Below are 13,286 nucleotides of genomic sequence, written 5' to 3' on the forward strand. Positions count from 1 at the left end.
TGACTAATGTTTGGTATGAGCTTCCTTGAACTGCTGCTCGTCGGCCTCGTGGCCCTGCTGGTGCTGGGCCCCGAGCGTCTGCCGGGTGCTGCGCGCACCGCCGGCCTGTGGATCGGCCGTCTGAAGCGCAGCTTCAACGCGATCAAACAGGAAGTTGAACGTGAAATCGGTGCCGACGAGATTCGGCGGCAACTGCACAACGAGCACATTCTGTCGCTTGAGCAGGAGGCGCGGAAGATTTTCACGCCGACTCAGCAGGAGGCTACACCGGTTCAGCCGGTTGAACCGGTGGCGGAGCAAACGATTCATGCTCCGATGGCAGCGGAACCTGCCCCGGTTGTAGCGGCGATAGAACCTGCACCCGTAGAACCTGTTGCTCCTGCCGCCGCGCCGACAACGCCGGCTCCTCACGACACCACTTTGCCGCCGCGAGCCTCATGAGCGATCTCCCCGAAAATGACCAGCACATGCCGCTGGTTTCGCACCTCACCGAGTTGCGTACCCGTCTGCTACGTTGTGTAGCGGCGATCTTCATCATCTTCGCCGGGTTGTTTGCCTTCACCCAGCAGATCTACACCTTCGTCTCCACGCCGCTGCGTCAGTACCTGCCCGTGGGCGCAACGATGATCGCCACCGACGTGTCGTCGCCGTTCCTGACGCCGCTGAAGCTGACGATGATGGTCTCGCTGTTCCTGGCGATCCCGGTGATCCTGCATCAGATCTGGGGCTTTATCGCGCCAGGCCTGTACAAGCATGAGAAGCGCATCGCCGTGCCGTTGCTGATGTCCAGTATCCTGCTGTTCTACACCGGCATGGCGTTCGCCTATTACCTGGTGTTCCCGTTGATCTTCAAATTCTTCGCCGCCGCCACCCCGGCCGGCGTGGAAATGATGACCGACATCACCAGCTACCTCGATTTCGTCATGACGCTGTTCTTCGCCTTCGGCGTAGCGTTCGAGATTCCGGTGGCCGTGGTGCTGCTGGTGTGGATCGGCGTGGTCGACGTCAAATACCTGAAGAAAATCCGTCCGTACGTGATCATCGGCTGCTTCGTGGTCGGCATGATCCTGACGCCACCGGACATCTTCTCGCAGACACTGTTGGCCATACCGATGTGGCTGCTGTTTGAAATCGGCATCCTGTTCGGCAGCCTGATCAGCAAACGCGGAGAACACCCGGACGACCAGCCGGCCGACGATCACAACGACCAGCCGCCAGCGACCCAACCGTGAACCTGCTGCTGCTCGAAGAGGCCGACTTCATGGCGGCCGACCGGGCGATCCTGCGTGATCGCCGGTTGACGCACATGCAGGAAGTCCATCGCTCTGTTGTCGGCGACAGCCTGAGGGTAGGGCGTATCGGCGGGCTGATGGGCTCGGCCGAACTGCTGCGCCTGGACGCCGATGAAGCCGAGTTGTGCGTCACCCTCGACCAGCCACCACCGGCCAAGCTGCCGCTGACCCTGGTGCTGGCCCTGCCACGGCCAAAAATGCTGCGCAGGGTGTTCCAGACCGTAGCGGCCATGGGGGTGCCTCGAGTTATTCTGGTGAACAGCTATCGCGTCGAGAAGAGCTTCTGGCAAACGCCGTTTCTGGAGCCCAAGGCGATTCGCGAACAACTGATCCTCGGCCTCGAACAGGCCCGAGACAGCGTACTGCCGGAAGTCGTCATCGAGAAGCGCTTCAAGCCGTTCGTCGAAGACCGTCTACCGGCGATCACCGACGGTACCCTCGGGCTCGTTGGCCACCCCGGCCATTATCCGCCCTGCCCTCGCGGCCTGACCGAAGCGGTAACCCTGGCCATCGGCCCCGAAGGTGGCTGGATTCCTTACGAAATCGACCTGCTGGGCAAGGCCGGCCTGCAACCGGTGCAACTTGGCGACCGCATCCTGCGGGTCGAAACCGCCGTCACTGCGCTGCTCGCGCGCCTCTTCTAAACCCTACAGATTCCCGGCTGCCTGCCGACACAGTTCCCATAAAACCAACGAATGGTTCGAGGGAGTTGCAGCATGTACCGATGGCTAGCCGAGAAACTGGGGAACGTCAGCGTCAATCGCAAACTAGGTGTCGGCTTCGGTCTGGTGCTGCTGCTTACCTTGTTGATCACCTTCACCGGCTGGACCGGCCTGAGCGGTGTGATGAGTCGCGGCGATAAGCTGGGGTTTATTGCCAGCCTCAACGACCTGACCAAAGACCTGCGCCTGGCCCGTCTGGATTACGAAATGCGTCGTGGAGAACAAGGCCCCGGCGCGGTCAACGATCTGCTTGGCCAACTCGATACCGGCCTGAAAACCGCGCGCACGTTGATCGAACAACCGGCCGACGCCGCCATGATCGACCAGCAACTGGCCGCCGTCAGTGAGTACAAACAAGCCTTTGCTGCCATGACCCAGGCCGGCGCCAACCGCGAAGACGCCCGCAGCAAACTCGGTGCCACTGCCGACAACGCCGTGGCCCGTGTCGCCGAAGTCGAAAAATCCATGCTGCAAGGTGACAGCGTCGCCGATTTCAATAGCGTGATCGGCCTGAGCAAATTGATCCAGCAAGCGCGCTTCCAGGTGCGCGGTTACACCTACAGCGGCAAAACCGAGGCCGAGCAGCCGGCTCTGGATGCCATCGACAACGCGTTGAAAAACCTCGAAAGCCTGCCTTCCAAACTGCCCGAACAACACATCGCCAACCTGCAACAGGCCACTGACTCGCTCAAGGCCTATCGCGCCGCCGTCAGCCAGTTCCGTGACGCTCAGGTGGCCAACGCTGCCGCGCTCAAACACATGGCCGTTCAAGGCGAGATCCTGCGCGACACCAGCAAAAAACTCACCGTGTCGCAAACCATCGTCCGTGACACCGACGCCGCGCACGCCAAGGACCTGCTGCTGCTGGCCACCGTCCTGGCGCTCGCCTTCGGCCTGCTTGCCGCGTGGGCCATCACTCGCCAGATCGTGATGCCCCTGAGCCAGACCCTCAAGGTGGCGGAGCGCGTCGCTGCTGGCGACCTGACCCAAAACCTTATCTCTGAGCGTCAGGATGAACTCGGCCAGCTACAGCGCGCCATGCAGAGCATGACCCTGGGCCTGCGCGAGTTGATCGGCGGTATCAGCGATGGCGTGACCCAAATCGCCAGCGCCGCCGAAGAGCTGTCAGCCGTCACCGAGCAGACCAGCGCCGGGGTCAACAGCCAGAAGGTCGAGACCGACCAGGTGGCCACCGCCATGAACGAAATGACCGCCACCGTGCAGGAAGTCGCGCGTAACGCCGAAGAAGCGTCCGAAGCCGCCGTCGCCGCTGACCAGCAGGCCCGCGAAGGTGACAAAGTGGTCGGCGAAGCCATCGCCCAGATCGAGCGACTGGCCAAGGAAGTCGGCAACTCGACCGAAGCCATGGCTCATCTCAAACGCGAAAGCGACAAGATCGGCAGCGTGCTCGACGTGATCAAATCCGTGGCCCAGCAAACCAACCTGCTGGCGCTCAACGCCGCCATCGAGGCCGCCCGTGCCGGTGAGGCCGGACGGGGTTTTGCAGTGGTCGCCGACGAAGTCCGCAGCCTGGCCCAGCGCACGCAGAAGTCCACCGAAGAAATTGAAGAGCTGATCGTCGGCCTGCAAACCGGCACCCAGCAAGTGGCGACCATCATGGACAATAGCCGCAACCTGACCGACAGCAGCGTCGAACTGACCCGTCGCGCCGGTGGCTCGCTGGAAAGCATTACCCGCACCGTCTCGGCGATTCAGTCGATGAACCAGCAGATCGCTGCCGCGGCAGAACAGCAGAGCGCCGTGGCCGAAGAGATCAACCGTAGCGTGCTGAACGTGCGCGATGTGTCCGAGCAGACCTCGGCAGCCAGTGAAGAGACCGCGGCGTCCAGCGTTGAGCTGGCGCGGTTGGGGACGCATCTGCAGATGCTGGTTGGCCGATTCAAGGTTTGAGGTGATGAGGGTTCCTCGGTTCATACAGGACCGAGGTGATGCCATCGCGAGCAAGCTCGCTTCCACACAGGTTTTGTGATCGACACACATCCCCTGTGGGAGATTCTATGGTTGAGGGGAAGCGCTCAGCTGACTTTTGTTTGGTATTCGCTCTGCCCCTTCAGCAGGGCGAAGACCACCCGAGCCCACCACGATGATCTCGCGTCATCGATGGCACCGGCGTGCGCCGCGTGGACTGCAACCAATGCCGTGACGCCCGCTCGTTTGCACAAGGGTTTACACAGGATTTGTAGCCTGACGCGATCATAAAAAACCCCGCTTTCGCGGGGTTTTTTGTCAGGCCAACTGAGGCTGCACACTCAGCGGTTTGAGCGGCAACAGCGGCGCATGGGGATCGGCTTTCACCGACTTACGCCACGCGTTCAGCCACTCGGGCTGAGCTTCGTTCCAGATCTGCTCATGCAGACGACCCAGAGCTACCGGATCACTGAGCAGTTGCAGGCACTCATTATTGTTCAGACCCTCAGGCCCGACTTCCAGCGCATGACGCACCCGTTCGATCCGCATCCATTCGATCAGCTCGACCTCACGGTGGCGTGAAGTCGCCAGCGAGCACGCCAAGGCGTTCTGCTGTGGATCGACCACTGCCCGGATGAAGCCGTCGTTCAGCGCATGCCAACGGTTTTCGTGGGTGTACTGGTCGGTCGCCAGCAACGCCTGTGGCGGATTGTATTCCTCAGGGATCAGGAACAGGCTCTCGTCACGGGACTTGAGGCCCAGGCCCACTCGACTGGAGATCACCGACACCGGAATCGACAGCATCAACGAACCGACGATCGGCACCAGCCACCAGAGAAAGCTCGGGTTCAGCCAGATCACCAACAGGGCCCAGAAGAAGCCCAGCAAGGTTTGCGGACCGTGGCGTTTGACCGCTTCGCCCCATGGCGTGGAGTCATCGTCACGTTGTGGCGAGTTCCAGGTCGCGGCCCAGCCGAGGAACGCGGCGAGCACGAAGCGGGTGTGGAAAATCATCCGCACCGGCGCCAGCAGCATGGAGAACAGCATTTCCAGCAGCATCGACATCGTCACCTTGGACTTGCCACCGAACTCTTTCGCGCCCTTGGCCCAGATCAGGATGATGCTCAGCAACTTCGGCAAGAACAGCAGCACGACGGTGGTCGAGAACAGCGCAATCGCCTTTTCCGGGTGCCATTGTGGCCACAACGGATACAGCTGACGTGGCTCAAGGAAGTACTGCGGCTCCATCAGTGTGTTGACCGCCAGTAGCGCCGTCGACAGCACAAGGAAGAAGAACCACAAAGGCGCCGACAAGTAAGACATCACGCCCGTCAGGAACACCGCACGGTGCACCGGGTGCATGCCTTTTACCAGGAACAACCGGAAGTTCATCAGGTTGCCGTGACACCAGCGGCGGTCACGCTTGAGTTCGTCCAGCAGGTTCGGCGGTAACTCTTCGTAGCTGCCCGGCAAGTCGTAGGCAATCCACACGCCCCAGCCGGCACGGCGCATGAGCGCAGCTTCGACGAAGTCGTGGGACAGAATCGCACCGGCAAACGCGCCTTTACCGGGCAACGGCGCCAGGGCGCAGTGCTCGATGAACGGCTTCATACGGATGATGGCGTTGTGGCCCCAGTAATGGGATTCACCCAGCTGCCAGAAGTGCAGACCGGCGGTAAACAGCGGACCGTACACACGGGTCGCAAACTGCTGCATACGCGCGTAAAGGGTGTCCATGCCCGACGCGCGCGGCGCGGTCTGGATGATACCGGCGTCCGGCGTGGCTTCCATCAAGCGCACCAGACTGGTCAGGCAGTCGCCGCTCATCACGGAGTCCGCGTCGAGCACGACCATGTACTTGTAGTCGCCGCCCCAGCGACGGCAGAAGTCGTCGAGGTTGCCGCTTTTACGTTTAACGCGGCGGCGACGGCGGCGATAGAAAATCTTGCCGAAGCCCTTGGCTTCACGGCAGACGTCCAGCCAGGCTTGTTGCTCGGCAACGCAGATATCGGCATCGTTGCTGTCGCTGAGGACAAAGAAGTCGAAGCGATCCAGGTTACCCGTGGCCGCAACCGACTCGAAGGTCGCCCGCAAACCGGCAAACACCCGTGGCACGTCTTCGTTGCAGATTGGCATCACCAGTGCGGTGCGAGCGTCCCTGGGGATCGGCTCGTTGCCGGCGCTTTTACCGGAAATGCGGTACTTGTCGTGACCGGTGAGCAGCTCCAGAAAGCCCATCAGTGCGGTCCAGAAACCGGCCGATACCCAGCAGAACAGAATACCGAACAGAATCAGGATGCTGGTTTGTAGTGCATATGGCAGGACTTGTGTGACGGTTTGCAGGAACGGCTGATGCAGGACTTCGTTCAGGTCGACGAACGACCAGCCCTGGTACGGCATGATGCCTTTCATGTACCAGCCGGCAACGATGGTCTGACCGAGCATCAGTACCAGCAGAATGTAGCGGCGGATCGAACCGACAGTGCGCCAGCGAGCCGCTGGCAGCACGTTCTCATCTTTCGGCGGGGCCGGTGGATTCTTGCGACCGGTCAGACGCCGCCAGCCACGCACCAGAAGATTGGTGCGCCACGGCTCCGGCACGACTTTGGTCCGACGAATCGGCGGGGTTGCCCGCAGGCAAACCCGGCCGCTGGCATCAAGCACCAGCATTTGCGCGTCGGCCAGTTCTTCGGCGGTGTTCAGGGTCAAACGACGTCCCACCGAAGCTTGAGCCGCCTCGGTTGGCGCGTCGAACGTCGAGGACGACAGGCGTTCGTGCAATTCGCTGAAAGACTTGCAGCCCGCGAGTTCCGCGCGCTGCTCGTCGGTCATCGGCAGGTGCGCCAGATACTCGGCAAGAGTCTCTGGCTGTGCTTGAGAATTACTCATCGGCAGGCAACTGGTAGCTCCAGGTCTCGGTCAGGACTTCTACAGTCGGTGCCGATTCCGGTGTGGCTGGGGCCGCGTCTGCAGCGACTGGCTGCTTGGCGTTTTTGTTGTCCTTATTCTTCGTCTCTGCAACTGGCTTGGCGTCGGCCTGCTTGGCCTCAGCTTGCTTGGTTTCCTTGGCTTCCTTGTCCATCTTCGCCTGCTGTCGGGCGGCAATTTTGTCGGCCTTGGCGACGGAAGAATTGGACGATGGCACCGATGTTTTGGCCAGGTCGGCAGGCACGATGCTCTCGACCAGCGCAGCACGCATCTCGGTAGGCTTGCCCGGATCCTTGATTTTCATCCGCAGCGTCAGGCGCCAGCCCTTGGTTTCAGGGTTGTAACGTACGCTGTTCTCGACCAGCTCGGCATTCTCGCCGATGCTGACCTGGCTACGAACGTCCGCCGTTTCCGGCAATGCAGCAAGGGATGGGCCTTCGAAGTCCACCAGATAAGCAACGCTGCCGTCTGGCTGACGGATCAGGTTGGACTGTTTCACGTCACCCGTGGAACGCAGGGTCTGTTGAACCCAGGCGCTGTCCGGTGCGTGAAGCGCGGCTTCGTCGATGGTCCAGTGCATGCGATAAGCGACGTCCAGCGGTTGGCCCGGCTCAGGCAGTGTTTCCGGACTCCAGAACGCAACGATATTGTCGTTGGTTTCGTCTGCAGTCGGAATTTCGACCAGATCGACGGAGCCCTTGCCCCAATCGCCTTTTGGTTCGATCCAGGCACTTGGGCGCTTGTCGTAGCGGTCGTCGAGGTCTTCGTAGTGGCTGAAGTCGCGGCCACGTTGCAGCAGGCCGAAACCGCGTGGGTTCTCGATCGAGAAATTGCTCACCGCCAGGTGTTTCGGGTTATTCAGTGGGCGCCAGATCCACTCGCCATTGCCGGCATGGATCGACAGACCGCTGGAATCGTGCAGTTCGCGACGGTAATTCAGCACTTTCGACGGCTGATTGGCGCCGAACAGGAACATGCTGGTCAGCGGCGCAATGCCAAGCTTGGTGACCTTCTCACGCAGGAACATCTTGGCCTTGACGTCGACAACGGTGTCGCTGCCCGGGCGCAGGATCAGGCGATAGGCACCGGTCGCGCGTGGCGAATCCAGCAGGGCGAAGATCACCAAATGCTTGTCACCCGGCTTGGGCTGTTGAATCCAGAACTCGGTAAAACGCGGAAACTCTTCGCCGGACGGCAACGCGGTATCGATGGCCATGCCGCGAGCGGACAAGCCATAGGTGTGGCCCTTGCCGACAACGCGGAAGTAACTCGCGCCGAGCATGGTCATGATTTCGTCTTGTTTGTCAGCCTTGTTGATCGGGTACAGCACACGGAAACCGGCATAACCCAGTTCTTCGGTGGCTTTAGGATCGAACTTCACGTCGCCGAAATCGAAACGACTGGGGTCGTACTTGATCTCTTCGACGGTGTTTGCTGTGATTTCGTTGATTTTCACCGGCGTATCGAAATGCATACCCTGGTGATAGAACGACAGCTTGAACGGGGTTTTCTGATCGGCCCACTCGGCTTTTTCGGTCCGGAAGCGAATTTTTTGATAGTCCGCGAATTTCATCTCGCGAAACTCGTTCGGCAGGTTGCTGCGCGGAGCTTCGTATTTCTGCTCAGCCAGCTCTTTTGCCTTGACCGATACATCATCCAGATTGAATGCCCAAAGCTGACCGGCGCTGAGCAGGCAGAGCAGTGCAGAGCCCGCTACCAAAGCGCTTCGTAACCGTTTGGCAGACAATTTTGGAGCATTACAGGGACTAACAATCACGAGCAACCCTCGCCGAAAACAGATCAAAAAACCAACGGCCAGTTAAAGTGCCTGTGAGGTGTGAGGCATAAAAAACCGACCCTACAGACCACTCTTGCCAAGTTGGCGAGCATTGTTCCGACCCCTATGGGGCTAAATGATTCCCCAAGAGGTCCAGGACAAGTCTCTACCTAAGTCAAAACGGACCAACGAACGCTGATCCCCGTAGCGCGCGATTATCTAGTAGGCCGCGTTACAACGCATCAGGGGTAACAAAGTATTTATCGCGAAAAACGCCTGTTTTTAGGCGAAAAACCCTTAAAAACATGTATCAGCGCTTTCAGGTCTGTAACAGGAAGGTGACCGGACCGTCATTGACCAGGTGCACCTGCATATCCGCGCCGAATCTACCTGATGCCACAGTGCCATGCACCTGTTTCGCCTTACCTAATAGATAGTCGAAAAGCTCCTCGCCCAAGGCCGGGGGGGCGGCGGTCGAAAAACTCGGGCGCAAGCCGCTCTTGGTATCGGCGGCCAGGGTGAACTGTGAGACCAGCAACAACCCACCGCCGACGTCCGACAGGGACAGATTCATCTTGCCCTCGGCGTCACTGAACACCCGATAGTTAAGCAGTTTGTGCAGAAGTTTGTCGGCGCTGGCCCGAGTATCCTCGGGCTCGACCGCCACCAACACCAACAAACCCTGATCGACGGCGCCAACCACCTCCCCCGCCACCTCGACTCGCGCGCCAAGCACGCGTTGCAGCAGGCCCTTCATGCTTCTTCAGGGGCCAGGTCGAGCAGACGACGGGCCATTACATCGGCGGCACGAACCAGTGCATCAGTAATGCCAGGTTCGGAGGCGGCATGACCGGCGTCACGGATCACCTGCAATTCACTGTTCGGCCAGTTCTGGTGCAGTTCCCAGGCGTTATCCAACGGGCAGATCACGTCGTAGCGGCCGTGGATAATCACGCCAGGCAAATGAGCGATCTTGCCCATGTCGCGGATCAGTTGGTTGGGCTCAAGGAACGCATTGTTGGTGAAGTAGTGGCATTCGATGCGGGCGATGGACAGCGCGCGCTGTGGCTCGGAGAACCGATCGACCACCATCGGGTTCGGGCGCAGGGTGGCAGTGCGGCCTTCCCAGGTGGACCAGGCCTTGGCCGCGTGCATCTGGGCAATCTGATCGTTGCCGATCAGGCGCTTGTGGAAAGCCGAGAGCAAGTCTTCGCGCTCGTCCAGTGGGATCGGCGCGATGTAGTCCTGCCAGTAATCGGGGAACAGACGACTGGCGCCACACTGGTAGAACCACTCGATTTCCTGCGGGCGGCACAGAAAAATCCCGCGCAGAATCAGGCCGTGCACACGCTCCGGGTGGGTTTGCGCGTAGGCAAGCGCCAGGGTCGAACCCCATGAACCGCCGAACAACACCCATTTATCGATGCCAAGGTGCTGGCGAATTCGCTCAAGGTCGGCGACCAGATCCCAGGTGGTGTTGTTTTCCAGGCTGGCGTGAGGCGTTGAACGACCACAACCGCGCTGGTCGAAGGTCACAATGCGATACAGGTTCGGATCGAAATACCGACGGCTCTGGGCATCACACCCGGCGCCGGGGCCGCCGTGGATGAACACGACCGGCAAACCTTCCGGTGAACCGCTTTCGTCGACATACAACGTGTGGGTTTCATCGACGGCCAGATCGTGCCGGGCGTGGGGTTTGATCTGCGGGTACAAAGTCTGCATTGCGCGCTCCGTAAGGGGTCGAGGTCATCCCTGGGGGGACTTCTAATATTCTGCCGTCCGGCATCATAAACCCGAATTACGCCAATGAGCATGCCTTGCAGAGTCAGAGTTTTTCAGCCCGTTTTTTCGGACAAATAGCCGAGCAGCGTTTCATAGAGTGCATCAACCTCGGCGACCTGCCCCCGAGCCCGCAGACAGCCGTGAACCAACCCCTCCCCGTAATAAAGCGTCGCGGCTACGCCTGCTGCATTCAGGCGCTCGGCGTAGAGCATGCCGTCATCGCGCAGCGGGTCGAATTGCGCCACGGCGATCAATGCCGGCGGCAGGCCGCTGAAATCCTCTGCGAGCAACGGCATCGCATAGGGACTCGGTTGTCCGATACCGCGCAAGTACAACGCGTGATAGCAATCCACATCACGGCTGCTGAGCAAAGGAGCATCGACGCATTCGCTGCGCGACGGCAATCGGTGATCACCGCCCAGCCCCGGATAAATCAGCACTTGCGCAGCCGGCAATGGCTCACTTGCATCGCGCAACGCCAGACACAACGCCGCCGCAAGGTTGCCTCCGGCGCTGTCCCCGGCCACCAGCGTACGCTCAGGATCGAGCTGGAATGGCCCGGTCCGTAGCGCGCGCCAGACACCCAGGCAGTCTTCAAACGCCGCCGGAAACGGATGTTCCGGCGCCAACCGATAATCGACGGCGATCACCCGCACACCGAGCGTCGAGGCCAGGTCGGCACAGATGAAGTCGTGGGAGTCCAGCCCCCCCACCACCCACCCGCCGCCGTGCAGATAAACGATGCACGGGCAACCGCTGGTCGGTGACGAAACCGGCGGTTGATAAGACCGTAATGGCACGCCGGCCAATTCAAAGTCGACCACATCGAGCCCGGCGGGACGGGACGGGGTGAACGCCCGGCACATGGCGCTGTAGGCCTGGCGCAACTCGGTGAGGCGGTTGTCGGTGCTGTTGAAGCTGACGGTTTTCTCGACGAACGCCGTCATCTGCTCGGATAACGGATAGGAACTCATAAAGGCTTCAAATAGGCCTGAACGGTTGCCACGCCGTCCTTGCCATCGAAACTGCTGACACCTGCCAACCAGCGTTGAAGGTCGTCCGGATGATCACGCAGCCATTGTTTGGCAACGTCCTGAGGTGTCTGGCGCTCCATGATCGGCACCATCAACTGGCTTTCCTGGGCGGCGGTGAAGGTCAGGTTTTCCAGCAGACGGTTTACGTTCGGGCAGCGCTGGGCGTAGTCCGGGGCGGTCACGATGGAGACGGTGGCGGCGCCTTCGTCCGGGCCGTAAACGTCTTCGCTGCCAGTCAGGTAGGCGATTTTCATGTTGATGTTCATCGGATGCGGGGTCCAGCCGACGAACACCACGAATTCCTTGCGATTGACCGCCCGTTGAACGGCGGCAAGCATGCCGGCCTCACCCGACTCGATCAGCTTGAAATCCTTCAAGTCAAAACGATTGGTCTCGATCATGGTTTTGATGGTGGTATTGGCGCCACTGCCCGGCTCGATGCCGTAGATTTTGCCGCCGAGCTGATCCTTGAATTTGGCGATATCGGCGAAGGTTTTCAGGCCTGCTTGCGCGACGTACTCCGGTACGGCGAGGGTTGCCTGGGCGTCGGCCAGGCTCGGTTTGTCCATGACCTTCACCTGATTGGCGGCCACAAACGGCGCGATGTTTTTGTCCATCGCCGGTTTCCAGTAACCGAGGAAGATGTCGAGGCGCTTGTCGCGGATGCCGGCGAAGATGATTTGCTGCACGGCGCTGGTTTGCTTGCTTTCGTAACCGAGGCCGTTGAGCAACACATCGGCCATGCCGCTGGTGGCGATCACGTCGGTCCAGCTGACCACGCCCATGCGCACGGCCTTGCAGGAAGCGTCGTCACTGGCCAGAACGCTGGTGCTCAGCAGAGCAGCACCGGTGAGGATTAACAGACAGCGGTTGAACAGTCGATTCATCGGGAGGGCTCGCTTGGCAGCAGATTATTATGGGCCCGGTGTCTTCACGCACCGTGCCCATAACATTACGCAGCGCCGAGACGGCAAAAGCGAACGGTAGCGACCGTGTTTTGCACGGTGGCGACTATCACTGATAGTGCTGTTCGCCCCAAGCCAACAACCCTTGCAGCAATTCCTTGAGCACCACCTGAGTCGATGCCGCCAGGTCCGGGCGATAACGGAACGGCTCGAACTCTTCCATATACGTGCACTGGCACAACTCCAGTTGCACCGCATGGATGTCCTCGGCCGGATTGCCGTAATGCCGGGTAATGTGGCCGCCCTTGAAGCGACCGTTCAGCACATGGCTGTAATCGCCGTGGCGCGCGCAGATGGCTTCCAACTGAGGGGCCAACTGTGGATCGCAACTGACGCCGTTAAAGGTGCCGAGGTTAAAGTCCGGCAGTTTGCCGTCGAACAGGTGCGGGATGATCGAACGGATCGAGTGCGCATCGAACAGCAACGCGTAGCCAAACTCGGCTTTCAATCGCGCCAGCTCGTTCTGCAACGTGTTGTGGTACGGCGTCCAGATCTGCTCCAGGTAAGTCGTGCGTTCCGCCGCTGACGGCTCCATGCCCTCACGGAACAACGGAATGCCATCGAACAGCGTCGCCGGGTACAGGCCGGTGGTCGCGCCGACATACAAAGGCTTGTCGTCAGACGGTCGATTCAGGTCGATGACAAAACGCGAGTACTCGGCGGCCAACGTGCTGGCGCCCAGTTCGCCAGCAAATGCGTAAAGCTGCGGGATATGCCAGTCAGTGTCCGGCAGGCATTTCGCCTCGGCGATCAACCCGGCTTCAACCGCCGGGGTCAGGCGCAGACCGGCGTGGGGCATGCTGATCAGCAGCGGTACGCGACCTTGTTTGAAGTTCAGAACCTTATTCACAACT

At 60.3% G+C, this 13,286-nt stretch carries 11 protein-coding genes and 1 pseudogene; 5 read left to right on the forward strand and 7 right to left on the reverse strand.

Features of this window, described 5'->3' with window-relative positions:
• The first annotated feature begins 6 nt into the window (after nucleotides 1-6).
• The 5 genes and pseudogenes from tatB (at nucleotide 7) to ACXPVS_RS16190 (ending at nucleotide 3,925) form a co-directional block, all read left to right on the forward strand.
• Complete coding sequence (gene tatB, locus ACXPVS_RS16170) at nucleotides 7-441, forward strand: Sec-independent protein translocase protein TatB (RefSeq protein ID WP_458510824.1); 435 nt, start codon at nucleotides 7-9, stop codon at nucleotides 439-441.
• The gene (gene tatC, locus ACXPVS_RS16175; RefSeq protein WP_458510825.1) at nucleotides 438-1,232 is read left to right on the forward strand and encodes a twin-arginine translocase subunit TatC; all 795 of its coding nucleotides are present in this window, start codon (nucleotides 438-440) and stop codon (nucleotides 1,230-1,232) included. The genes tatB and tatC overlap by 4 nt, the downstream gene beginning before the upstream one ends.
• Complete coding sequence (locus ACXPVS_RS16180) at nucleotides 1,229-1,936, forward strand: 16S rRNA (uracil(1498)-N(3))-methyltransferase (protein WP_458510826.1); 708 nt, start codon at nucleotides 1,229-1,231, stop codon at nucleotides 1,934-1,936. Before tatC ends, ACXPVS_RS16180 begins: the two co-directional genes overlap by 4 nt.
• Before the next feature lie 72 nt (nucleotides 1,937-2,008).
• Nucleotides 2,009-3,067: pseudogene (locus ACXPVS_RS16185) on the forward strand (methyl-accepting chemotaxis protein); the annotation flags it as partial.
• A 144-nt stretch (nucleotides 3,068-3,211) separates the two neighbouring features.
• The gene (locus ACXPVS_RS16190; protein WP_458510889.1) at nucleotides 3,212-3,925 is read left to right on the forward strand and encodes a methyl-accepting chemotaxis protein; all 714 of its coding nucleotides are present in this window, start codon (nucleotides 3,212-3,214) and stop codon (nucleotides 3,923-3,925) included.
• Nucleotides 3,926-4,261: 336 nt separating this feature from the next.
• On the opposite strand, the gene mdoH is transcribed toward ACXPVS_RS16190, so the two are convergent.
• From mdoH to hutG, 7 genes are all read right to left on the reverse strand, one after another.
• Entirely contained in the window at nucleotides 4,262-6,832 is a 2,571-nt protein-coding gene (mdoH, locus tag ACXPVS_RS16195) for a glucans biosynthesis glucosyltransferase MdoH (protein WP_458510827.1), read from the reverse strand.
• A complete protein-coding gene (locus ACXPVS_RS16200) occupies nucleotides 6,825-8,648 on the reverse strand; it encodes a glucan biosynthesis protein (protein WP_458510828.1) in 1,824 nt (607 codons plus the stop codon). Before ACXPVS_RS16200 ends, mdoH begins: the two co-directional genes overlap by 8 nt.
• A 319-nt stretch (nucleotides 8,649-8,967) precedes the next feature.
• Nucleotides 8,968-9,405, reverse strand: coding sequence for a D-aminoacyl-tRNA deacylase (gene dtd / locus ACXPVS_RS16205; protein ID WP_458510829.1), 438 nt, complete (start codon nucleotides 9,403-9,405; stop codon nucleotides 8,968-8,970).
• On the reverse strand, nucleotides 9,402-10,373 hold the full coding sequence (gene pip, locus ACXPVS_RS16210; protein WP_458510830.1) for a prolyl aminopeptidase: 972 nt from the start codon (nucleotides 10,371-10,373) through the stop codon (nucleotides 9,402-9,404). The genes dtd and pip overlap by 4 nt, the downstream gene beginning before the upstream one ends.
• Nucleotides 10,374-10,486: 113 nt before the next feature.
• A complete protein-coding gene (locus tag ACXPVS_RS16215; protein ID WP_458510831.1) occupies nucleotides 10,487-11,407 on the reverse strand; it encodes an alpha/beta hydrolase in 921 nt (306 codons plus the stop codon).
• Complete coding sequence (gene choX / locus ACXPVS_RS16220) at nucleotides 11,404-12,354, reverse strand: choline ABC transporter substrate-binding protein (protein WP_458510832.1); 951 nt, start codon at nucleotides 12,352-12,354, stop codon at nucleotides 11,404-11,406. Before choX ends, ACXPVS_RS16215 begins: the two co-directional genes overlap by 4 nt.
• A 127-nt stretch (nucleotides 12,355-12,481) precedes the next feature.
• A complete protein-coding gene (gene hutG / locus ACXPVS_RS16225) occupies nucleotides 12,482-13,282 on the reverse strand; it encodes an N-formylglutamate deformylase (protein ID WP_458510833.1) in 801 nt (266 codons plus the stop codon).
• Nucleotides 13,283-13,286 lie beyond the last annotated feature (4 nt).

This window comes from Pseudomonas sp. Ma2-10, from assembly GCF_054330215.1.